The organism is Yersinia alsatica (assembly GCF_025133195.1).
Taxonomy (GTDB): domain Bacteria; phylum Pseudomonadota; class Gammaproteobacteria; order Enterobacterales; family Enterobacteriaceae; genus Yersinia; species Yersinia alsatica.
The window spans coordinates 1439481-1463884 of record NZ_CP104006.1 but is presented as its reverse complement, the minus strand read 5'-3'; the positions used below and the strand labels follow the sequence as shown (position 1 = coordinate 1463884).

The window sequence follows — 24404 nt, the reverse complement described above, 5'->3', positions numbered from 1 at the left end:
CGTCAAACCCGCCACTTTTGGCCTGTTGTGTTTGCTTGGAATCATGCTTTTTAGCCGAAGTAGCTTGGCTGATGAGCCGGTTTCGCCACTGACTTCTGAGCAATCCAGCCTATTCCGTTCATGGTTTGTACGTATCGCTGAAGAGCAGTTGCGCCAGGGGCCAAGTGCCCGCTGGTATCAACAGGACTGTGCCGGACTGGTACGTTTTGCGGCCAATGAGTCCCTGAAAGTTCATGACAGCAAATGGCTACGGGCGAATGGTTTATCCAACCGCTACCTTCCCCCTGAATTGGATATCAGCCCACAGCAGCGCCTGTTTGCTCAACGCTGGCAGCAAGGCGGCAATAAGCAAGGCCCCTACGTGGATGCCATCAAGCTGATCCAATTTAATAGCCAACTGATCGGCCGAGAACTCAATCAGGCACAGCCGGGCGATCTATTGTTTTTTGATCAAGGCGATGATCAACATTTGATGATCTGGATGGGGCGCTATATCGCCTATCACACTGGCTCTTCGACTTCGACAGATAACGGAATGCGTGCGGTGAGCATGCAACAATTGATGAAATGGAAGGATACCCGATGGATACCCGACGAATCGAACCCCAACTTCATTGGCATTTATCGCTTAGGTTTCCTATCACGATGAAAATTCTTTCGCATATGTGCCAAAAATGGCTGCTGGGGATGGCGCTGTTCATTCCCTTCACTGTGGCTTACGCCGAAGGCGAACTTCCAGCGAGCAATTATAATGTTCCACAACAATCTTTCTTTTTGCTCTCTGATAGCAGCTTTGCCAGTGATGAAGTTGCCAAAGTACGGCTGGAAGCTCCAGGGCGTGATTTTCGTCGCTTTGACGCCGAGCAATATGGCGGCGCTGATATCCGCTTATATCGTATTGATAAGCCGATGGAGTTTTTGAAAAAACAGAAAAACCTTCATCGCATTATGATCGAAAGCCAATATAAGGGAGAAGGCTTATCCAACACACTCTCTTATCTTTGGGATAACTGGTACGGCAAATCGCGCCGTGTCATGCAGCGCGCTTTTTCTTTTGATACCCGGCAAGAAGTTACGGACGCGCTACCAGAGCTGAAAATGGGCAATGTGCTGAATGCACAGCCTAAATTTACTGTACAGCCACAGTTCGCTCCGCTGAAAAATCTGCCATTAATCAGCCAATTCCGTTACCCCATTTGGGAAGCGAAACCTATCCAGCCCCCTGAGCACACTAACGTACAGGGCTCATCCAGCAATTTTGTGGAGCCGATACCGGGCAATGTCTACATTCCGTTAGGCACCTTAAAACCGGGGCTGTATTTAGTCGAGGCGCTGATAGGTCAGCATCGGGCCACCACCGTGGTGTTTGTCTCCAATACTGTCGCCATGAATAAAATTTCGGGCAACGAACTGCTGGTGTGGACGGTGGGCCGCAATGACGGGCAGGCCGTCGCAGGGACGCGAATTCTGTGGAGTGATGGACTAGGTGTGATGAGCAGCGGCCAGACGGATAAAAATGGCTTGCTGAGTTTACGTCATATCTCACCCGAACGTTCGTATGTGATGGGGGAAGATAGTGAAGGTGGAGTGTTTGTCTCTGAAAACTTCTATTACGACAGTGAGATTTATGACACCAAACTGTATGCCTTTACCGATCGCCCACTCTACCGCCCGGGTGATTGGGTTGAGGTTAAACTCGTTGGGCGCGAATTCAAAAATGCACTGGATTCCGTCGCACTGAAATCAGGTTCGCTGAGCTTAACCGTTTTGGATGCCAATGGAGCGACATTGCAAACCTTGAATTTACCTATTGATGGTCAATCCGGGGCACAAGGACGTTTTCAACTGCCAGAGAATGCGGTGGCAGGTGGCTACGAGTTACGGTCAATCTACAACGGTCAGGTTTACAGCAGCTCATTCCGTGTCGCCAGCTATATCAAGCCACATTTCGAAATTTCACTGGTCACAGCCAAATCGGATTTTCGTACCAATGAACCGGTGAATGGCGAACTTGTTTTGCTCTACCCTGATGGCAGGCCAGTGGCGAATGCAGATCTGGAGTTGAGCTTGTATAGTCAGCAACTTTCGATGGTTGGTAACGATCTGCAATATCAGGGGAAATTCCCTGTTGAGATGAAAACGGCGCAATTGACTACCGACAGTAAAGGTCATGCCAAATTGGATCTGCCCGCAGCGGATAAACCGAGTCGCTATCTGCTGACTATTTTTGCCAGCGATGGGGCGGCTTATCGGGTCAAAACCACACGGGAAATTCTGATTGAACGCGGCGTTTCGCGCTACACCCTGAGCACACCAAAGCGCTTTAGTCGCGTCAATGAAAAGGTGTCATTCAGCTATGCCAATCAACTCTCGGGAGGCGACCATCCGGCGATTTTTGAGTGGATGCGTCTGGAAGACCGCAAAGTTGAAAGCGCCCAGTTACAGGTCGAAAACCGCCCGTTTGTCATTACATTCCAGCAACCCGGCACCTACACCGTCACCTTGAAAAGTGAACAAGGCATGATCTTGGGGGCCATCAGCCACTTTGTCAGCGGTCCAGGTGGAAAAGCAGTGCCAGGTAGTGTCGAAATCGTGATGGACAAGTCGCAATATCAGTTAGGCGAAGTGGCTCAGGCGCTGATCACCTTCCCGGAGCCGGTGGAGCAAGCTTTGCTCACACTGGAGCGCGACAAAGTAGAGAATATTGCATTACTCTCAACTGGCGCAGAGTGGATTAAAGCGCAGCGCTTAAGCGATACCCAATATTTAGCGCAAATCGCGGTGCGGGATAGCTTTGCGCCGAATATGACCTTCTCCGTGCTGTACAGCAAAGGCGGGCAATATAGTTTCCAAAACGCCGGGATCAAGGTGGAGATACCGCGTATCGATATCGCGGTTAAAACAGACAAAAATATTTATCGCCCCGGCGATAGCGTAAACGTCACCTTAGATACTCAGTTTGCCGGCAAGCCTCTGTCGGCTCATCTCACCGTCAGTGTCGTCGATGAGATGATTTATGCCTTGCAGCCAGAGATAGCGCCCACTATCGACCAATTCTTCTATCACCCACGACGCAACAATGTGCGTACCAGTACCAGCCTGTCATTTATTGCTTACGACTTGGCGCTACCCGGCGTGCCACGAGCGCCCGGTGCGGCAAATCGCAGCGATCGCAGTGTCAAAGTGCTTGAACGTCCACGGCGTGAAGATGTTGATACTGCGGCATGGCAACCGGATATTGTCACTGATGCCAATGGTAAAGCGACATTCAGCTTCCGTATGCCAGACTCTTTGACTCGCTGGCGCATTACAGTGCGGGCGCAGAATGCACAGGGGCAAGTGGGTCAGAAGCAGCATTTTGTCCGGTCGGAAAAACCACTTTATCTGAAATGGAGTGGCGCGACGCAGTTCCGTAAAGGCGACCATCCACTGCCGGGCGTGTTTATCTTCAATCAGAACCAACAAGCAGAACAGGTAGAGCTGCGTACCCAATATGGCGATAGCAGCATGAGCCAGACGGTATCACTGCATGAAGGGGTGAACTACATATCTCAGCCGGTCGCTGCGATGCAATCTGGCCGCTGGACATCCGAAGTGGTGAAAAACGGCGAGGTACAAGATAGCCTGAGTGTTGACCTGAATGTGCTCGACAGCAATTGGCCAGTGCCGCAACAGCAGGATATTCGACTGCAGGCGGGGAGCAATAAACTCAATCTGCCAGCCAATGCTGATGACATCCGTCTGCGCCTCAATGGTGATGCGCAATCCATGTTCCGTAACAGTCTGGATGACCTACTCAATGAGCCTTTCGGCGGAGTGATTAATACCGCCAGCCGTTTGTTGCCTCTCAGCTTGGCTTACAACATGTTGGCCAAAGAAGATGCGCAGCGGGGGAATGTTTTACGACAAATCATGCAGAACAACCGCCAGCGGTTAGTACAGATGGCCGGGCCGGGAGCCACTTTCACTTGGTGGGGTGAGGACGGTGATGGCGATGCCTTCTTGACCGCCTATGCCTACTATGCCGATTGGTATGCCAGCCAAGCATTGGGCATGACATTACCAGCAGAACACTGGCAGCGAATCTTGGAGCTGTATGCGAAACAGGCTGAAGAGATGCCACTGCTCCATCGCGCTCTGCTACTGACATTCGCCCATGATATGCATCTGCCAGTCAGCAGCTTGCTACAAGGATTGGCGGATTCGTTCCCTCACGCGCAAGCCGAATCAGGGACATCACTGTCCGAAACCGATAGCTTGGTGATGACCGCGCCTAATTCCAAATTAGGCCTAGCCGTAGCGCAGGCACTGACCTATTCGTTATTACAACAGATGCCCGGTTACACACTGTCAGAGCAAGAGTTGCAAGCATTGCGTCAAAGCCAAGAGTTTATCTCGTTCAGTGAACATCCGTTTGCTTATGCCGCAATATGGCGGACTCGCAGTGCCGATGCCCCGCAAGTGGCCTGGTTATTGCGGCAACTGATGCCAGCACAGCAAGGGCCGGAGCGGGCATTGGCCTTGACGTGGATCTATAACTCACTCGGTACCACCGTACCACCGGTTCATTTTAATCCGGGTGAAGGCTGGCGGCTGCAACAGGCCGCGACGGGGGAACGTTACTGGCACTGGCAAGGGCAAGGGCAAGGCACGTTAGCGGCGGTTGAGTTACCCGCTGATCAGGCTGAGCCGCTTGAGGCCTCGCTGAGCTTTAACTTGCCACTGACTGCTGCCGCCAATAACCATAAACAGCCGTTAAAGGTGGAGATCCAGCATCGCTTATTGCAATTGATCCCTGGAGATAAGGCCTTTGAGTTTACGGTGAAACCAGTCGCTGCAGGAGAGGCACTTTCCAGCGATGCGCTGTATCTTGATGAGGTGACGTTAGTGAATAAGTCTGCGACACCTCAGCGCTACATGCTATTAGAAGTGCCTTTGCCTCCGGGGGCAGATATCGAACGTACCACTTGGGGTATACAAGTGGCGGGCCTGAGTGACAAGGGCGCAGTACCGATTGAGAAAGCGCACAATGAAATGGGTCAGCTCTCTTATGTGGTACCGGTTGATGAATTGATAGATTCCAAGGTTTATCAGCATTTGGTGCGCTTCTCACAGAAAGGGCAATTTGTGCTGCCACCCATCCGTTATTCGCGCATGTATGCGCCACAAGACGCAGCAACAGAAAGTGGCAGCGCCTTAAATACTCTGGTGGTGAAGTAAATGTTCCGTTGGTGGTGGCTGTTGTTGTTGATACCCGTGACGGTCTTTGGCGCAGAGTCGAGATTACAGTTGGCCCTGCGCGATGGTCAGCAAGATACTCTGCTGACCTTAAGCCAGAACCGGCAGCTTTCACAGCAACCGCTACCGGCTGAACTGACCACGCCATTGGGGAGCATCTGGAAGCTATTTGTTTATGCGTATCTGGTGGATACTCAGCAGCAAGAAGCTGAGTATCAGTGTAATGGGAGCCAGCCACAGGAAGAAGTTTACTGCTGTAAAGTGGGTCAGACCATCACCCGCGATCGGGCTTTGGTGCAATCCTGCGGGCTTTATTTCAGCCCCCAACGCCTGCATTTGGAGCCACAGCAGTGGTCCAACTATTGGCAACAGCAGCAAAGCCCTGAGTGGTTACGGGACTTAACACAGCTACAGCCGAGCACCCAAGTTCCAGTCACTCAGTTGCTGACGGTATTAGCCTCACTGCCCGCACAGCAGCAGGCACGTAATGTGTTGCTCGATGTACTACTGGCTGCTGATGGCAACTTGGTTGGTGCGCTCGGCAGCCGGCTGCGAATCAAAACCTGGAGCTGGCTGGATCACCAAGACCCCACTCAGCGTCAGGGTGGGTTTGCTGGCTGGTTGAACGATGGCACCCCGGTTTGGGCGGGCGGAGCTGGCACCAGTAAAACCATCCTGCAAAATTATGCAGACATATTGAATTCAGTGTTACCGCAGGCCTCTCCTACAGACCGCAAAGTCTGCGTGGTCGTGAAGCTGTTTGACCGTTATCCCATCGCCAGTCTGCGCCGCTACAGCGAGCAATCCCCGGTCTCGATGGGTGTTTTACAAGGAAAGTATGATGTTGAGTTTCGCAACGGCAACCACTTGGCCATTGAGAGCCGCGGTGAACTTTTCCTACAAAAAAATGGCGATGATTTCATCCTGACTGCGCGCCTGGATCGCGAAGAGTATGTGGCGCGAGTGCTGCAACGAGAAGCCGCAGCGCAGCCCACCGAGGCAGCAAAAGCGTTGGCGATAGCGATCCGCAGTTATCTATTACAAAATGCCAGCCGCTCTGGTGATTGCTTGCTAATGACCGACAGTAGCGCCAGCCAGCGAGTGGCTCCAACCCCCGCCTCACCGGCAACATTAGCCATCGCGGCCTGGACTGCCGATCTGGTGCTGGCGGGTTCTCCGGTCAATTATCATCTCAATCAAGCGGGCAATAACCGCTTGTCTTGGCAATTAGCCGTCTCTCAGGCCCAACAGGGACTGCGCTATGACGCCATCCTCGCACAGGCTTTTCCAAGGGCTAATTTGGGGCGTTGGGATAAGCCGGAAATATTGTGCCAGCCGCTGAAAGAGGCTGAAGTCTGGTTAGCTGCACAGCAGCGGCGTTGGCGCGAGAAACTGTACAGTGAGCCGGGCTATACACCGCTACAGCAGTTTACAGTCTGCCGTTTACTCTCAGGCAAACCCCATGTTGATCGTATGTATGGCCGTATCTATGTACGGGATCTTTACTCATTGCAAGATCGATTAGATCTAGCCCATGAATACTTACACTTGGCTTTTGCGGCTCATCCTAATGGTCAGGATGAAGCCTTTGTTGAGCAACTTGCCCGTCACCTTTTATTGGAATAAGACGATAGCGCTAGGATCGTCATCAAAGGACTCTATGTTTTTCAGGATTACACTATGATTACTCGCTTGCTATACAGGATGTGTTCGCTAGTGTTGCTGATGCCCGCTATATCGGCGATGGCAGCGCAAAATGTGGTGATTGATACGCCGGTCGCCGGGTGGCATGACACTTCAGGTGAAGGGGCCAATTTTACCCAGCAGGTTAACTATCCGGCCGCGTCAGTGAATACGCCCGCCAACCAGTCGGCACAAGCGCTGATCAGTGGTCAGATAAAAGGTTTTCAAAAGCCCAAGGATGAAGCCAGACAAGAGCCGGGTAGGCTGATTGTTAATGGCGTCAGTATGCCGCTGAAAATTGAAGACGAGGGAGATTTTAAACGGCCTTATATCTTCTCCCAAGGCAGTAACAGTGTTGAAGTTCGTAGCCCTGATCGCAGCGCGGTACATCGTACCCAGTTTTATGCCAAAAGAGGCAGCGGCGCTATCCCTGCGCGCCTACGGATTGTGCTGTCATGGGATACCGATAACACCGATCTCGACCTGCATGTGGTCACTCCCGATGGTCAGCATGCTTGGTATGGTGGCCGACAGTTGCAAAATGGTGGAGCGCTGGATATGGATGTCACCACCGGTTTTGGCCCGGAGATTTTCTCTTCACCAGCACCGGATAGTGGGCAATATCTGGTGTACGTAAACTATTATGGTGGCCGTGGTAGCGACATTCTGACCACGGCGCAAATCACTATCGTGACCGAGGAAGGGACCAGCAATGAGAAGCAGGAGATGGTGATTGTACCGATGCGTAACCCCGGCGAACTGACGTTGGTAAAACAGTTTAGTTATTCAAACCGCGGGTAAAGTTCGGTGCGATACCGACACTCGGGGAGTGAACCTTCCCCGAGTCTATTTCGCCGCAATATTATGCAGCGGGTGGTTAACTTAGTCAGCTAACATAGCGCCCAGACCGCTACCCTGTAAGCTAGTCCGCGACGACCTCATCCGCACTATTGTCTTCCCCCTCGCCCCCCATAGTCGCCCTACGTAATGTACCGCCACAGACGGCGATTATGCCGCCCAATGCCGCTGCCGCCGCACCAAAAGTCAGAGCGCTGAGCGCCGGCGCCATGACTTTCGCTAGCACACCTAGCCCCAAGGCACCGAATGATTCACCGGCAACAAACTGCACATTCCACAAGCTATTTACCCGCCCCAGTAGAGCATCCGGCGTATGGGTTTGTACCAAGGTATATTGCAGTAATCCGCTAATCGAACCCAGATAGCCGTACAGCAATAAACCGGGCAGCGCCAGATAGAAATTATGGGTTAATCCTAAGGTGCCGATAGCTAAAAAGGCGGCAATCGAGCTGTACATCAATACCACTCCGGGGCGTCGAACCTGATTCACCCAGCCACTGGTGAAAGCCCCAATCGTCGCGCCGAGTGGCACGACGGAATACATCAAACCAATCTGTGAAGCCCCAACATGATAGGTATTTTCCGCCAGTGCCGGGAACAGAATTCGAATCGCCCCAATCATACTGACCAACGTCCCCAGCAACACCACGGAACCCACCACTTTATGGCTAAAAACGAACGAAATCCCGGTGGCTAATGCCCGTAGCGGGTGCTCATGCTGGTGAGTTGCCGGTTTCATTGCAGGCAGTCTCAATAGCGGCAACAAGGTTAACATCGTCCCCACGGCGGCAATGCCATAGTTCCAACCCACTCCGCCATACACAATAACCAAGCCACCAATCGCTGGAGAGATAACCGAGCCAAAGCGCACGGTTAACATGCTTAATCCCCCTGCGGCGGCCAGATTCTCGCGTCCGACCAATGACGGTGTAGCCGCCATCAGCGCCGTCATGCCCAATGCACCAAAGAACCCATCCCAGGCGGCTAATACATACAGTACCCACAGCGAAGGGGTAGCGGAAAACGCATTGAAACTTAAGCCAATAAAACCTAAACCACAGGTAAAGCGCGCGAATAAAATCAGCTTACGTCGGTCAAGCCGGTCTGCCAGCACTCCTCCCAGCAGCAGGCCAATAAACATCCCTATGCCATCTAAAGTCACTGCCAGCCCGACCTGCAAGGTAGATCCGGTCATCATTTGTATCTGTACCGGCACCGCAACCGTCAGCATCCCCAGCCCTAATATCGAAATAAAGCGGGCAAAAAATACGGCACGAAAGTTAGCGTTAGTCTTTAACAGGCTGAAATCTAAAAGAATTGGCGATTTTGCCATGATTGTTTAATCCGTTAATGCTGGTAAGAATTACCTGCCATGGTTATGAAAAATAGAAAGTTGAAAATGTTCCTGCCAGAAATAGGGTAAGTCAGCTGATTTTGCCGATGCATTCCCATAATAAGTCGTGTTAACATACATCAAACAAATAATAATGATAATCAAAACGATAACAATAATCATTTGTTAAAGAAGAGTTACAATGTCAGCCACTGATTCCCCAAATCCATCTTCATTGAAATCGCTGAAACCCGCCCCGCCCCGCCGTGGGTTTTTACTGTTGTTACTCAGCATTGTTGTCTTGCTACTGGTGATGGCCGCCAGCCTGATGCTCGGTGCCAAAGCCATCCCTTTTTCGGTGGTCTGGCAGAGTTTGTTGGGGGAGCACAACAGCGCCGACAGTATTTTAATTTTAGAATCACGTCTGCCTCGCACGCTAATTGGGGTGCTTGCCGGTGCCGCGTTGGGGCTATCGGGTGCAGTGATTCAAGCACTGACCCGCAACCCGCTGGCTGATCCTGGAATTCTGGGCGTTAATGCTGGAGCCAGCTTTGCCGTAGTGATAGGGATTACGGTGTTCGGCGTTCAGGCCATTCATGGCTATATGATCTCGGCGTTTATCGGTGCCATGGTCACCACGTTGGTGGTGTATTGGGTGGGTACCCTGGGAGGTGGGCGAGTGAATCCCCTGCGCCTCACACTTTCTGGCGTGGCTATCGCCGCGGTGTTACTGGGGATTACCACCGGCATCTCACTGACTCATCCGCAGGTCTACGACAAGGTGCGCTTCTGGCAAGCCGGTTCTCTGGATATTCGCAATATGTCGGTGGTGATGGCGGTAGCACCAGCAATTGCTATCGGCTGCGTGATAGCCTTGCTGCTGGCTCGCCCACTCAATGCCATGCATATGGGGGAAGATTTGGCCGCCGCCATTGGCGCGCGCATTGCACAAACCCAATTTTGGGCGGTAGTCACCGTGACCTTACTCTGTGGCGCTGCTACCGCCGCCGTCGGCCCTATCGCCTTTGTTGGCCTGATGGTACCGCATATTGCTCGCTGGATTGTCGGGCCGAATCAATGTTGGATTCTACCTTTCACACTGGTAATGACGCCTATTCTGTTATTAGTCTCTGATATTGTGGGCCGTTTTTTGGTTCCCGGGGAATTACGGGTTTCCGTCGTCACCGCGTTTATTGGCGCACCTTTGTTGATCTGGCTGGTTCGAAGTAACCAAAGGATGACCGCACTATGAAACCAGCCACTTCACTTTGGCTATTCGGCCGCCCTGATGGCCCGATAAATCTGCGCATCCAGCCTCGTAATCTGATAGTGAGCAGTTTGCTGCTTCTGGCCTGCTTATTGGGTGCCTTACTGGCACTGATGATCGGTACTTTATCGTTATCTCCTCAACAGGTACTTGATGCTCTACTCGGCCACACCAGTGGCGCGGCGAATATTATTGTCAACCAATGGCGACTGCCCCGAGCGGTAATGGCGCTAATTTTCGGCGCGGCTCTGGGTATCAGTGGCGCAATATTTCAATCATTAGTGCGTAACCCTTTAGGCAGCCCCGATATCATCGGCTTTAATGCGGGAGCCTATACCGGTGCGCTGGTGGCAATCACCTTGTTTAACGGCAACTATTTTGAGATTGCCAGTAGCGCCCTTGGCGGCGGTTTGCTGTCTGCAATTGCGGTCTATTTGTTAGCTTATCGCCAAGGGATTCAAGGTTTTCGGCTGATTATTGTGGGTATTGCCATTGGCGCGATGCTGACGGCATTCAATACCTGGCTGACCATCACCGCATCATTGGAGGCCGCCATGACAGCCGCCGCTTGGGGTGCCGGTTCGCTGAATGGGCTGACGTGGGCCAAAGGCCTGCCATCGGTAATATTTATCTTGATAGCCACCTTGGCTGCCATGTTGCTAAGTCGGCGTATGCCATTGCTGGAAATGGGCGATGATGCTGCCGGTGCCTTAGGTGTTCCGGTTGAGAAAACACGTCTGGGCTTGATGGCTATTGGGGTAATTTTGATGGCAGCAGTCACGGCGGCGGCCGGACCAATTTCCTTTATCGCCTTAGCGGCACCACAGATTGCCAAGCGCCTGGCGGGCACCTCCTCCGTCACCTTAACCACTTCGGCGCTGATGGGGGCATTCTTATTAATTGCTGCTGATTTATGCTCCCAACATCTGTTCGCACCGAATCAGTTGCCGGTGGGCGTGGTCACCATCAGCATCGGCGGCCTGTATCTTATTTGGCTTTTAATCCGGGAGTCCGGACGTTCATGAGTATTGTTAACCCAGCCACCACACCGGCTGCTCGCTTGCAAGCCGAAGCACTGACATTGGGCTATGACGGCAAAATCATCAGTGAGAACTTGAGTGTCGCCATCCCTGATGGGGAGTTTACTGTCATCGTCGGCCCTAACGCCTGTGGGAAGTCAACACTGCTGCGCGCCTTGAGCCGGTTGCTAAAACCGCAGGCGGGTCAGGTGATATTAGATGGCAAGAATATAGCCAGCGTTGATACCCGGCAGGTAGCACGCCATTTAGGGTTATTGCCACAAAGTTCGCAAGCACCGGATGGTATTAGCGTGTTGGATTTAGTGGCGCGCGGCCGCTATCCGCATCAGAAATTATTACAGCAGTGGACACAAGCCGATAGACTGGCCGTGAGTAATGCCATGCAAGCCACCGGAGTCAGTGAGTTAGCGGACAGGCCGGTGGATGCACTATCTGGCGGGCAACGCCAGCGCGTCTGGATAGCCATGGTGCTGGCGCAGCAAACGCCATTATTGCTGTTAGATGAGCCAACCACTTATCTGGATATAGCTCATCAGATTGATTTACTTGAGCTATTTAGTGATCTCAATCAGCAGCACAATCATACGCTGGTTGCTGTTCTACATGATCTTAACCATGCCTGCCGCTACGCCACCCATATTATCGCCATGCGCGACGGACAGATTGTGACCCAAGGCAAGCCGCGAGAGGTGATCACCGCCGATCTAGTGGAACAGGTATTTGGTATGCCGTGTTTGATCATCGATGATCCGGTTTCCCATACGCCGCTGGTGATACCCAAGGGGCGGTTTTAGGTTTTGGTTGATCGAGTGTTGGAGTGCTGGAGTGCTGGAGTGCTGGAGTGCTGGAGTAATTTTCGGTTGATAATCGTTCAGTGATCAACTTATCTCTGTCACCTCAACCGAGCAGGAGGGCTAGCCGGCCCTCCTGCACCTGCGGCTTGCGCGAAATATTGCCCTACGGGTAAACCTCCTGCGTCTTTCGGGCTGACGAGCCAGCGCGATTTGCATCCATGCTCAAGCGCGCTTTTCGCGGGCGTCCATGCCCGCTCACTCTACCCTCTATCCTCGTCGGCAATATTCCTGATTGCGCTCAACGTCAAAAGAGAAATTCAACATCAGAACCATAGATTTTAGGTTTTGAGGTTTTGAGGTTTTGAGGTTAAAAGCATATTTGAGTTGCTGAGCGAAGAGCGCGTAGGCGCGGGTGTGTGCGCCCACACACCCTGCATCATAGATGCCAATAATCCCGCTATGACAACGACTTAATCTCCCTAAATATCTGCTGCAAAATCGGCCCTAAAACTTTTAATGTCTCTGGTGACATCATCGTAATATGTGAGCAATCCAAATTGTAAGTCCGCAGCTGCTTCACATAAGGCCGCCAAATTTCTTCGGGGGTTTCTCCGGCAGGTAAGGTTTGAGTCGCGACAAACAGTGTGGTTTCACCGTCATAAACGGGTGTTTTAGCGCCCGATAACAACCCAACAGCATCGTCATAGTTAGCCTGGATTTGTGCAAACATCTCGCGCTTCTCTTCCAGCTCATCCCCGGCCGCCGCCATAAATAAAGCCCGCTCACGTTCAACTTCGTCCAGTGCCTCGGCCTCAATCGGGGCGTTCCAGTCCTGCGTTTCCGGTGGATAGGTATCCAATAACCCCAAGAAAGCCACTTCTTCACCCTGCGCTTGCAATTTTACCGCCATGGCCTGTGCCACGGTGCCGCCCAGTGAATAACCCATAAGATGGTAAGGCCCTTGCGGCTGTACCTGGCGTAACGTTGCCAGATGATGATCACACAGGCTATCCATATCCTGACAGGTAGCAATTGCCCCATGTGGGCGCGGTGATTGAATCCCCAACACTGGCCAGCTACCCGGTAAATAACGAGGCAATAAACTGAACTGCCAGGCAAAACCTGAGGCCGGATGAAGACAAAATAGCGGATTCCCCTTGCCACTACGTAAGGGAAGTATTTCGCTGAAACCCGCTTTAACCGCAGGTTGTTCGGATGGCGGTAAGCTCAATGCTGCCGCCAATGTTGCTACTGTCGAAGCCACCATCACCTGCCCTACTGCGACGGGCTGTTGCAGCTCACGGCGCAAATCAGCCGCTAGTCTCATTGCCAGCAAAGAGTGCCCGCCCAGTGCAAAGAAATCATCATCGGCACTGACTGACTCTACTCCCAGCAAATTGGCAAATAACCCGGCAATCAAGCTTTCCAACCCCACTTGTGGCGCGCGTCCTCCACTGCCCGCCTGATTAACTGGGGCGGGTAATGCCTTGTGATCCAGCTTGCCATTAGCACTCAGCGGGAAAGCATTCAGGCTGATGACGACGACCGGCACCATATGTGCGGGTAAGCGCTCACTGAGCTGGTTACGCAAGGTTTCCATATCCATGTCTTCTGCCCCAGCCACCGGCACAATGTAGCCCACTAACTGGCGAGTATCAGCACCCGCTAAAGCTCCCTCTTCTCCGACCAAAGTGCGGGCATGCACCACCGCTTGTTGAACGTGCGGCGACTCCAACAGTGCAGACTCAATTTCACCTAATTCAATACGTTGGCCACGAATTTTCAATTGATCGTCGCTGCGCCCCAGATACTCGACCGTGCCATCCGGCAACCAGCGAGCAATATCACCGGTACGATACATGCGCTGCCCGCGATCATAAGGATCGGCGACAAAACGACTGGCCGTCAGATCTGGGCGAGCATAGTAGCCGTGCGCCAGTTGCACGCCACACAGGTAGAGATCGCCCGCTATGCCGACAGGAACTTGGCGCAGCATGCCATCAAGAATCCGCAGTTGAGTATTCCAGACCGGTTTGCCGATCGGCACGCTATTGCCGGTCACCCGCGCTAATGCATCGCCATACGCAGGCTGATAAGTGACATCGACCGCCGCTTCGGTGGGGCCATATAAGTTATGTAATGGCGCAGTGAAAATATGCTGGTATAGCTGCGAAAGCTCGCGTGATAATGCCTCGCCGCTACAGAATACCCGTCGCAGGCTATGGCAAGGTTGGTGCTGCTCATGCATTGCACTGACAAAAGCTGCCAGCATTGACGGCACAAAGTGCGCCGTCGTGACGCCATAATCCTCAATAATGGCGCGTAATGCATCTGGGTCACGATGTGCTTCTGGCGGAGCCATCACTAATCTGGCTCCAGTTATCATTGGCCAGAAAAACTCCCACACCGAGACATCGAAACTGCACGGTGTCTTTTGCAACACCACGTCATCACTGCCCAGCGGATATTCATTTTGCATCCATAACAGGCGGTTAACGATAGCCGCGTGTGAAACCACAACCCCTTTTGGCCGCCCGGTAGAACCCGAGGTATAGATCAGATAAGCCGGATGATCCGGAGTGATCACCACTGCGGGTAATTGGGCCATTTGATCCGATGATGGCAATTGATCCAGCAACAATAGGGGGGCCTGAGCGGTAAAACGCTCAGCCAACGAATTGATTGTGATAATCAACCGCGGTTTGGCATCACTTATCATATAAGCCAAACGATCGTCAGGATAACCGGTATCCAGCGGTAAATAGGCGGCACCGGCCGCCAGAATAGCCATCAGAGCCAAACTCAGGTTAACTGAGCGCGGCAATGCAACTGCCACCCGATCACCGGGTTGCACCCCCTGCAGCCGCAGGCAGGTTGCCAGTGCGCTAACTCGCTGATTTACCTGCTGGTAAGTCAGGGTTTCGTTAACATCAAGCAAGGCGATAGCCTGTGGTGTCAGTTGTGACTGCTGGTTCATCAAATCACATAACGTGAGCGCCGGTAGAGCAACGGCAGTGTCATTGACTGATGCTAACAAGGCTTTCTCACCGGGCGTCAGTAAATCCAGTGCAGATAACGGCAACTCTGGCTGCCAGACCAGATATTCGAGCAACATCACCAGCCGCTGGGCTAAGCGCTGCGGATCAGTGACTGCATCACGGTATTCAAGTTGCAGATGTAACTTCTCACCCGGCAACACTAATAAGGTCAGTGGATAATGGGTATAGCCACGATTATTCAGTGCATCACAGCGCAGGCCGTGGAAAGATTGCTGATGCAATTGGTTGTTTTCGGGGTAGTTCTCGACCACCAGTAAGGTATCAAATAAAGTATTTGTCCCCGCCAGGCGCTGGATCTCGCCCAAACCAAGGCCATCGTGCTCCAGTAACTGGATCTGCTGTTGCTGTAAGGCCGCCAACTGCGCTAACAGTGGCAACTGCGGCTGTAATTTCACTCGCACTGGAATGGTATTACTGAACAGCCCAACATGCTGTTCAATACCGTCGATGTCACTGAAACGCCCAGAAACCGGCGAGCCGAATACCACATCATCACGACCACTTAGCACCCCTAATAAGGTGGCCCAGACACCTTGCAATAAGGTGTTGAGCGTGATGCCCTCGCGCCGTTGCAGGGTGGTGAGAGCAGCTTCCAGTTCACTGTCCAGCTCAATAACCCATTCGTGTACCGGGCCAGCGGCGTTAGCTTCGGGATAGAGAATTGTTGGTGTGACGCCACGGATAGCGTGCTGCCAAACCTGCCTATCGGGTTGCAAGTCGCGCGCCGTCATGCGGCGAATCAAGTCACCATAACTGACGCTAAGAGGCGGTAATACCTGGTCGTTACCATACAGATGCAGTAAATCATGTAGCAGGATCGCCGAGGACCAGCCATCACCCACCAGATGATGAGCAATGATCACCAAGGAGTGGCGCTCGGCACTGTAGCGGATTAAGGTGGCGATCAGTAAAGGTTGTAAGGTTCCCGCGGTGTCACTCACCAGATCCCGCGCCAGCCCTTCGCGCTCAATTTGCTGCGTTTTAGCTCTCTGTTCATCAGCGGTCAGTGCGCTGAGATCATATTGCTGCAACGGCCAGCGGCGCGCCTCATTCTGGATCTGCGGCAAGATCTGTAGCGGCTCATGGTGCAGCTCACTGTCAAAAATCGCCCCCAGTTGCGGATAGCGTTGCAGCAAACTTTCCAATGCATCGCGCAAGCGCTCGATATCTAGCTCACCTTGAAGATCAAATCGGCTGATAGCGTTGTAATTATTAGCTTCTTGCCCTAGCTGAGCATGGAACAGCAACCCTTGTTGCAACGGCAATACCGGTAAAATATCCACTATTGGGCCATATTTTTCACTAGCCGCCTGCCATAGCGCTTCAGGTAAAGCCGCTGCCGATGGGGTTGATATTTCAGCCGTTATTATTCCGGCTGATGTTACTCCAGATAATGGCTGTAACGCCGGTGCCATCCGGGCAGGGGTGCGCAGAGCAAAAATCTCGCGTGGCGCTAACCGGAAACCCGCGCGGCGCAAGCTGCTACCCAGTGCCATGGCTGAAATACTGTCACCGCCGAGTTGGAAAAAGTCATCTTCCGCACCGATGCTGTCGACACGCAGCAAACTGGCAATAGCTTCGCATAACAGTGTTTCTTGTGGGGTTTGCGGCTGACGGCCACCAGCTTGGTGCCGGTGTTGTGGAGCAGGTAGCGCCTGACGATCAATCTTGCCATTCACTGTCAGGGGCATTTCATCCAATACGATCAGGATGGCGGGCACCATATAATCCGGCAAGGTCACGGCCAGTTGACTCATCAAGCGGGTGTTGAGGTCGTCACTGGCGCGCAGCTGTGCATCTGGTACAGCACAGTAACCAATCAACCGGTGCGTCGTGCCAATAGCTTCAGCGATAACCACGGCGCTGCTGACTTCTGCCAAGGCCACCAGCGCATTTTCTATCTCGCCCAGTTCAACGCGGAAACCACGCACTTTAATTTGGTGGTCAATGCGACCAACAAAATCCAACTGCCCGTGCGCAGTCCAGCGCATCAAATCACCGCTACGATACATCACTTCGCCGTGACGGAATGGGTTCGCCACAAAACGCGCCGCCGTTAAATCAGGCCGATTTAAATAGCCGCGAGCCAAGCCAGGCCCGGCAATATATAGCTCACCGACGACACCAACCGGTACTTTGGCAAGTTGACTGTCGAGCAAATAGACTTCGGTGTTTGCCACTGGGCGGCCAATAACCGGTTGCTCCGATACTTTAGTGTTAGCGCCAAGGGTATCAATGGTGTATTCCGACGGGCCGTAGAAGTTGACGACATTCAGCTCAGGATGCTGTTTCAGCAGATGCCATAACCGTGGCGTCGCCGCCTCGCCGCCAATCATAATGAATGCTGGTCGATGACGCCCTTGCTCCAACAAACCACTGTCGATCATTTGCGTGAAGAATGACGGAGTAATATCCATAGTGTCGATCGGCACTTGATCCATCATCTGCACCAAGGCGTAGGCATCACGGCGCATCTCTTCATCAAAGATGACCATTTCGCAGCCCATCATCATCCAGAACAGCGGTTCCCAAGAGGAATCAAAGGAAAATGACGCGGTATGTCCAGCACGCATCCGCCGCGAGTTATGCTGCTTAAATTCCGCCATGGCCGGGCCATACAGATGAGTACGATGCGCCACGAGCAAGTTGACTAACCCACCGTGAGTGCTCATTACCCCTTTTGGTCGCCCGGTAGAGCCGGAGGTGTAAATCATGTAAGCCAGATGATCACTCTGCATTGGCTGCCGGCGTTCTGGATCACTGATGGATTGAGTTGGGAAAGCGGCGCATTCACGCCGGAAAGTATCATCATCCAGACAGACTAGCGGCATCCCACTCGTGGCCGTCAACGGTGATAATAGGTTTTCGGTTGATTGATGGGCCAAGAGCAAACACGGACTGGCGTCTTCACACATCAGCGTCAGCCGGTCCATCGGGTAATCCAGATCCAGGGGCATATAAGCTGCACCACTGGCCAAGACCGCCAAAATGGCAACCAGCGAATCCACCGTTCGCGGAATACCAATCGCCACTACATCTTCAGCGCCAATACCTTGGGCAATCAGTGCTCTTGCCAGTTGAGCAACACGGGCTGAAAGCTGACGATAAGTCAGGTTTTGCTCACCACAACTCACCGCGATGGCATCTTGTTGTGCACTGACTTGCTGCTGGAAGATATCCAACACCGAAACCACACCGGCGGGCAGTGTTAATGCCGGGCCATTAGCCCAACTATCAATCAATTGCAGCTCTTTTTCTGGTGTCAGAATGAGCTCACCAACAGTGATTTCGGGTTGAGTCGCCAACTGTTGCAACAAGAATTGTATGCGCGCGCCATGCTCAAGTAGGCTGGCGTTGTCATAACGCTCAGCGTTCGCCAGTATTTCCAGCGTTAACTGACCATTATCGAGGTAAATATCAATTTCTAAATCATCGACTGGGCCAGAGGCAAGGGTGTGGGTAATGCCGGTTATCTCACTAAAATTAAGGGCAAAATCGAACATTTTGAAATTCAGTACCGGGCCATACAGCGCCCGTTGGGAGCCCACCATCCCCAAATCACGTCGTAGTTGCTCCGCTTCATAGCGCTGATACTTGCGCACTGTTTTCAGCTCGTTAGCTACCACCAGCGCCACATCAAGAATGTGCATTTCACGTTGTAAAGTTACCTGCAATGGCAGGACATTCACCACCGGTCCAGTGGCTGACAACGCCGCCGATCCCATGCGCCGCATAAACGGACACCCCACTGATAGGCGCATTTCGCCACTCATACGGGCAAAATAAATCAGCAATAGCGCCATGGTCATATCCGCAGCGACAAAACGTTGCTCAGCACCCTGCAGTGTTAAGCGGCCAAACAACACCGGGTCGATAGCAATGCACTGACGCAATACGCGATTATCAGTTTGCTCTACTCGAATAGGGGAATTTATTGATGAGAGCGAAATGGCAGCGGGTAAATCCGCAGTATGTTGTTGCCAAAATTGCTTATCACGCTGTTGGATTTCTGAGCCGGCATAAGCCAAATATTCACTGACTACATCACTAAATGGAGTAAACGGCGATTCCCCAATAGGTTTTTGTTGCAATAGCGCGGTGTAAATATCGGCAATACGGCGGGTAATTGCGGTGAAACTGAAGCCATCGAGCAATAAATGATGATAACGTTGATACCAGAACCAGACAGGTTTTCCTTGCTCGTCCGGTACCCGGATAACCCAGTGCCGAAACAACAGATCCTCGCTATCCGCCGGTAAGTCTGCCGCGGTATCGTCCTGCATTAGTGTCAGTGCTACCAAACGCCCATCGGCGCGAGAGCTCAAATCCAGCCATGTAAGTTCTGGCATGTCTGCTGCATCCAGCTGTAGCGGGATACGCTGCATCGGGCCATCGTGACTATCATAAAAACGGGCATGCAGGGTATCAGCCTCAGCCAATCCTTGTTTGACGGCGGCGCTAAATAGTATTCGGTCCAATGGACCTGCCAGCTCAATGTAATGCGCCACGGTAAACAGGTTCTTTTGATGACTTAGCTGGTCGGCAAACCAGATCCCGGGTTGTGCTGCAATCAGGGGTAATTCAATAGCCGCAGCATCCGCGAAAATGGGGGTTGAATCCTTTGACACGATGGGTATTCCTTTTTTTGGCAACAAACGACTTATTGCGGCACCCGCGCCGACAATAATTCTCACCTACGACAGTTCGATAATTCCTTTCACCTACGACCGGCGTTATCGCTGGCCAGCCTCTGCTCGAATCAAGCTGGCCGGGCGCATGTCGGTCCAATTAGCCTCAAGATATTTCACACAGTCGGCTCTGGTTTGTGGGCCATAAACCGGTTCCCATCCGGCCGGGATCGCTGTAATTTGCGGCCATAAACTGTATTGCAGCTGCTCATTGATCAGCACCAAAAAGGGCAGATTTTCGTTATCAAACGGATTGACTTGCGTTTCATTGCTCATGGTTATGACTTCCTTGTTTTGAATTAGTGGAACCTAATAAACATTGCAGTCCATCAATCAAACCGCCGCGCCAACATAAGGCATCGTGCCCGCCCGCATAAATGCGGTAGTGCAGCCGATGCCCGGCTTGGCGCAGTGCCTCACTCATGGCTTCATTGACTTGATAAATCACATCTTCACGGCGGCCGGCTTCCATAAAAATATCCAATGGATGGTTAGCACCCAGACCTTGATAAACCTGCTCCGTCAGCCAGCCCTGACGTTTGGCTGTTCCCGCCGTCAACGCCTTGAAATTGTCGACATCTGGCCACCAAAAAGAGCCAGACTGGCTCAGCACACAACCAAAACGTTGCGGCCAATGTAATCCGGCGTATAACGAAGCTAATCCCCCAAAACTTTGCCCAGCCACTACAGTACGCGAGGCCTTCTCAGTGAAGGGTTGCAGCAAGGCAACTTGTGGCAATAATTCAGTTTGCAGTGCTTGCCAAAAATCTTGATTGCAGGGCAGCTCTTCTGAGCGATGCGGCTGGTCAATAATATCGATCAACACATAAACACTGGCTGGCAAACGACCGGCGGCAGTTTCATTATCCAACACCCCCAATATCGTCTGCCCCTGCGCCCAATACTGACCATCAAGCAAGATAGCCAGAGGCCGCTCGGCCTTATCCTCAGCACTAACGCATTGATTATCAAGGGTGTGGTAAATCCACACTTTGCGGCTGTTACCTAACAGTGGGCTGCTCCAGGTGATAAGTTGCAGTCGTTTTGGGTCGATGGGCAGTTTTTGTCCGGCATCAATCGGCTGCCAGGCAGCTTGCGGCAAGGCATCCGCTAAGTGCACTCCAGACAGCGGCATCCCCCGGTAGCTGCAATGCGCCGCCGTATGATTCAATGGGTCGTTTTCGGCCAAGTCCAGCAATGAAATCCACCAATTCCGCTGTGCCTGACGCCGCTCTTGTGGCGTGCCCTCGGGTAAATTTAAGCACTGCTCTGCGGCAACAGGAATAAAGCAATAACTGCCACGAAAATCAGACTCTACCTCGGCTTGCCAATACCACACGTCAGTCTGGCCCAAGCGCTGGAGGGTTTCCGGATTCACACTATGGTGGTCTGTCACACCATTGACGTCGATATAGACCCGGCTATAAACCGAGTCGTGCGCCTTGCCCTGCCGATCGCGCCAGAGAAAAGTCAGTTTTACTTTGCCAGCGGCTGCCGGCTCCACCAACGGTGTTCCCCACTGCGCTATGTGCTGCCACCATGAATCACTACCGGCCAAAGGGTCTGCTAACAAGCTCTGACTATCCGGATACTCATTTGTCGTGCTCACACTCAATCCTCTTAATTTTATTGCTCGAGTCTATTAACCACTCATCGTGCAAATTCATGTCCGGTAGCGGCTTGATAGAAAGTTAAATATATTCGTGATTCTTATGTGAATACAAATAGTATTGAGAACTATTATTATTTGCAATAACATAGTGCGCGTTCTCTCTAAGGTATCACCCCATTATCGCAATATTGGTATGGGTGCATTGTGGTGTCGCAACTGAGTGAATGGATAAACTTTTTCTTATAAGTCATTAAATCATACCGGGCAATAACAGAACCCGGATGGCATCAAAGCCCCACTTTATGGGCTTTAAATATTTTTATTATGTTTTAGGTAGGGATAAATCATGTTTGATATTTCTGGCAAGAAAATGTCAAGGACATTGCCATTCCGGGCAGGCTATACATCAAAAACCTTATTATTCACCTCAGCATTAATATTAATACCGACGCTCCCGGCTTTTGCTGCCACCACAGCCAAAGACGCGGCAGCGGCAAAAGAAGACAAATTAGTGGTTGTTGCCAAAGCGGGCAGCGGACAACAAGATGATGGCTTCGTCGCTAAAAATAGTTCAACCGGCACCAAAACCGATACCCCACTGATCCGCACTCCGCAATCCGTTGCCGTTATTACCAGCCAACAAATGCAAGATCAGGGCGCAACCTCAGTGGCTCAGGCATTGCGCTATACCGCAGGTGTGGTACCTGAATATCGTGGCGGCTCCAACATGAATGACGAAGTTATCATTCGTGGTTTCGGCTATGCACCGCGCTTTCTTGATGGCTTAAGTTATAACTCTCTGGGTGGCGCTCGTCGTGGTGGTCAAATTGATCCCTGGCTGCTGGAGCGAGTTGAAGTCATTCGTGGCCCCGCATCCGTGCTGTACGGCCAGGTCAACCCAGGTGGCCTGATCAATATGGTCAGCAAGCGCCCGACCGCAGAAAGTATTCATAAGGTACAGGTCGGTGCCGGTAATAATAGCCTGGCAGAAGCCGCCTTCGACTTCGGCGGTGTATTGGATGATGAAGGGAAAGTTCTCTATCGCCTGAATGGGATTGGCAGAAAACAGGACGATGCGGTTAATAGCTATAAACAAGAGCGTTTTGCTATTGCACCGGCATTAACTTTTATCCCGAACGAAGACACAACCTTTACCCTACTGACCAGTTATCAGAAAGAGCCCAAAGCCGGCTCGCGTAACTTCTTGCCAGCAACCGGCACCGTGTTTGGTACTGCGTACGGCAAAATCCCTTACGATTTTAACGTCAGCGACCCTTCATTTGATCAGTCTGAACGCGAGCAAACTTCTGTCGGCTATGCGCTTGAGCACTACATCAATGACACGTTTAAATTCCGTCAGAACCTGCGCTACAGCTACAACAAGCAAGACTATAAATACTTAGTCTTTATGAATTTACTGGCCGATAACCGCACCATGACTCGTCGTCCACAAATTGAGCGCCAAACCACAGCTGAGTTTGCCGTTGATAACCAGCTGCAAGCCGATTTCTGGACCGGCCAATTGAACCACACGGTATTGACCGGGTTGGATTACAAACGTACTCGTATTGATAGCCAATTCTTTATGGGCACAGTGCAGACAAAATATAATCTGGACTGGGTGTCACCGGTTTATGGCCTGAATATTAAAGACAGTGATTTATCACTTAATAGCAGTGATCTGACCAAGCTCGATCAGGTGGGTATCTATTTACAAGATCAGATTGAACTGGATAAGTGGAACTTCCTGTTATCCGGGCGTTATGACTGGTCGCAGTTGAAAACTCTGAGCCGCAAAACCGTCACGCAAGATCAACAAGATGACCATGCTTTCACCGGCCGCGCTGGGGTGCTCTATGCCTTTGATTCCGGTATTTCTCCGTACGTCAGTTACAGCACCTCATTTGAACCTAGCACCGCCAAAGGCGCACCGGGCACCGGGGCATTGGACCCAGTAACCGCACGTCAGGTCGAGATTGGTCTCAAATACCAACCACCGGGCAGCAGTACTCTGTTGACCACCGCCTTGTATGATTTACGCCAGAAAAATATCAGCCAATACGATCAGGCGCTGGCCTACAACGTCCCCATTGGTGAAGTGCAATCCCAGGGGATCGAAACTCAGTTAAACAGTGAGATTAACGACAATATCAACCTGATTGCCGCTTATACTTACGCCAAAGGGAAAGTTCGCGAAACCAAGACACCGGCGGAATTAGGCAAAATGCCAGCCCGTACACCTAACCATTCCGCCTCATTATGGGGAATGTATACCTTTGATAAAGGTGTCGTCGATGGTTTATCCACCGGTGTTGGCGTGCGCTATATCGGCACCAGTTGGGGTGATGCGAAAAACAGTTTTAAAGTCCCGGCGGTAACGCTGTATGACTGGATGATGCGCTATGAACTGGGGCAAGCTTTACCTGCAATGAAAGGCACCAGTTTGCAAGTTAACGTCAACAATGTGTTTAACAAAGAATATGTTGCCAGTTGCGCACAAACAGCGGCCTGTTTCTACGGTAGTGGCCGTGTAGCTACCGCGACAGTCAGCTATTCCTGGTAAGGTTAACGGATACTTAACTCTCCGCGCCGGTGTAAACTGGCGCGTTTTTTACCGCAAAAACTATTTAAAGATACGTAAATTTTCACCCTTGACCGACTCTCTTTTGGCACTTAGCTTAATGATAAAGTGAATAAATTCAGCCAACTAACGTTTCAGTAACCTTTCATTTCATTCGGTGCAACCGGACAAAACCATTCTAAAAACAGGGGGATAGTCCTATACTCGCTGACAGCATTATTTAATGCCGCCACTTATTCAGGGTAACCATG

12 protein-coding genes are annotated in these 24404 nt (G+C 51.9%); 8 read left to right on the top strand and 4 right to left on the bottom strand.

The genetic code is table 11. The annotated features are described in order from the left end of the window. Nucleotides 1–43: 43 nt before the first annotated feature. From N0H69_RS06375 to N0H69_RS06360, 4 genes are read left to right on the top strand one after another with little or no spacing between them, the layout of a single operon-like run. Entirely contained in the window at nucleotides 44–649 is a 606-nt protein-coding gene (locus tag N0H69_RS06375) for a DUF1175 domain-containing protein (protein WP_050108728.1), read from the top strand. Beyond that, nucleotides 583–5220: an alpha-2-macroglobulin family protein gene (locus tag N0H69_RS06370; protein ID WP_259705574.1), complete on the top strand. Its 4638-nt coding sequence runs from the start codon at nucleotides 583–585 to the stop codon at nucleotides 5218–5220. The genes N0H69_RS06375 and N0H69_RS06370 overlap by 67 nt, the downstream gene beginning before the upstream one ends. Continuing rightward, nucleotides 5221–6864, top strand: a complete 1644-nt coding sequence (locus N0H69_RS06365; protein ID WP_050150789.1) for a DUF2300 domain-containing protein — start codon at nucleotides 5221–5223, stop codon at nucleotides 6862–6864. Nucleotides 6865–6918: 54 nt separating this feature from the next. Beyond that, nucleotides 6919–7722, top strand: a complete 804-nt coding sequence (locus tag N0H69_RS06360; RefSeq protein ID WP_080994224.1) for a YfaP family protein — start codon at nucleotides 6919–6921, stop codon at nucleotides 7720–7722. Nucleotides 7723–7843: 121 nt separating this feature from the next. Here the strand turns inward: N0H69_RS06360 and entS are convergent, their stop codons facing one another. Then, on the bottom strand, nucleotides 7844–9112 hold the full coding sequence (gene entS, locus N0H69_RS06355) for an enterobactin transporter EntS (RefSeq protein ID WP_050108529.1): 1269 nt from the start codon (nucleotides 9110–9112) through the stop codon (nucleotides 7844–7846). Nucleotides 9113–9314: 202 nt separating this feature from the next. Between entS and fepD the strand changes: the two genes are divergently transcribed. Genes fepD through N0H69_RS06340 form a run of 3 tightly spaced genes read left to right on the top strand, consistent with a single transcriptional unit; the run spans nucleotide 9315 to nucleotide 12213 of the window. Next, nucleotides 9315–10364: a Fe(3+)-siderophore ABC transporter permease gene (gene fepD, locus N0H69_RS06350; protein ID WP_050150786.1), complete on the top strand. Its 1050-nt coding sequence runs from the start codon at nucleotides 9315–9317 to the stop codon at nucleotides 10362–10364. After that, on the top strand, nucleotides 10361–11404 hold the full coding sequence (gene fepG, locus N0H69_RS06345; protein WP_050150784.1) for an iron-enterobactin ABC transporter permease: 1044 nt from the start codon (nucleotides 10361–10363) through the stop codon (nucleotides 11402–11404). The genes fepD and fepG overlap by 4 nt, the downstream gene beginning before the upstream one ends. Beyond that, nucleotides 11401–12213 carry an ABC transporter ATP-binding protein gene (locus N0H69_RS06340; protein ID WP_050108535.1) on the top strand — a complete coding sequence of 271 codons (813 nt, stop codon included), beginning with the start codon at nucleotides 11401–11403 and terminating at the stop codon, nucleotides 12211–12213. Before fepG ends, N0H69_RS06340 begins: the two co-directional genes overlap by 4 nt. 457 nt (nucleotides 12214–12670) lie before the next feature. Here the strand turns inward: N0H69_RS06340 and N0H69_RS06335 are convergent, their stop codons facing one another. The 3 genes from N0H69_RS06335 to fes all read right to left on the bottom strand — a co-directional run bounded on the left by N0H69_RS06335 (nucleotide 12671) and on the right by fes (nucleotide 21569). Further along, nucleotides 12671–19900: a non-ribosomal peptide synthetase gene (locus N0H69_RS06335; protein ID WP_050150782.1), complete on the bottom strand. Its 7230-nt coding sequence runs from the start codon at nucleotides 19898–19900 to the stop codon at nucleotides 12671–12673. A 105-nt stretch (nucleotides 19901–20005) separates the two neighbouring features. Continuing rightward, nucleotides 20006–20236, bottom strand: a complete 231-nt coding sequence (locus N0H69_RS06330) for an MbtH family protein (protein WP_050123419.1) — start codon at nucleotides 20234–20236, stop codon at nucleotides 20006–20008. Continuing rightward, entirely contained in the window at nucleotides 20226–21569 is a 1344-nt protein-coding gene (gene fes, locus N0H69_RS06325; protein WP_050150780.1) for an enterochelin esterase, read from the bottom strand. The genes N0H69_RS06330 and fes overlap by 11 nt, the downstream gene beginning before the upstream one ends. 349 nt (nucleotides 21570–21918) lie before the next feature. Here fes and N0H69_RS06320 point away from each other — a divergent pair, with 349 nt between their 5' ends. Continuing rightward, nucleotides 21919–24135 (top strand): TonB-dependent siderophore receptor, encoded by a 2217-nt coding sequence (locus N0H69_RS06320; RefSeq protein ID WP_050108541.1) that lies wholly within the window; start codon nucleotides 21919–21921, stop codon nucleotides 24133–24135. The last annotated feature ends 269 nt before the right edge of the window (nucleotides 24136–24404 follow it).

Excerpts from the sequence above, each read along its gene's own strand:
- N0H69_RS06360 (WP_080994224.1), top strand. The coding sequence starts at position 6,919 with ATGATTACTCGCTTGCTATACAGGATGTGTTCGCTAGTGTTGCTGATG.
- N0H69_RS06365 (WP_050150789.1), top strand. The coding sequence starts at position 5,221 with ATGTTCCGTTGGTGGTGGCTGTTGTTGTTGATACCCGTGACGGTCTTT.
- N0H69_RS06370 (WP_259705574.1), top strand. The coding sequence starts at position 583 with ATGGATACCCGACGAATCGAACCCCAACTTCATTGGCATTTATCGCTT.
- fepD (WP_050150786.1), top strand. The coding sequence starts at position 9,315 with ATGTCAGCCACTGATTCCCCAAATCCATCTTCATTGAAATCGCTGAAA.
- N0H69_RS06330 (WP_050123419.1), bottom strand. The coding sequence starts at position 20,236 with ATGAGCAATGAAACGCAAGTCAATCCGTTTGATAACGAAAATCTGCCC.
- entS (WP_050108529.1), bottom strand. The coding sequence starts at position 9,112 with ATGGCAAAATCGCCAATTCTTTTAGATTTCAGCCTGTTAAAGACTAAC.
- N0H69_RS06340 (WP_050108535.1), top strand. The coding sequence starts at position 11,401 with ATGAGTATTGTTAACCCAGCCACCACACCGGCTGCTCGCTTGCAAGCC.
- N0H69_RS06320 (WP_050108541.1), top strand. The coding sequence starts at position 21,919 with ATGTTTGATATTTCTGGCAAGAAAATGTCAAGGACATTGCCATTCCGG.
- fepG (WP_050150784.1), top strand. The coding sequence starts at position 10,361 with ATGAAACCAGCCACTTCACTTTGGCTATTCGGCCGCCCTGATGGCCCG.
- N0H69_RS06375 (WP_050108728.1), top strand. The coding sequence starts at position 44 with ATGCTTTTTAGCCGAAGTAGCTTGGCTGATGAGCCGGTTTCGCCACTG.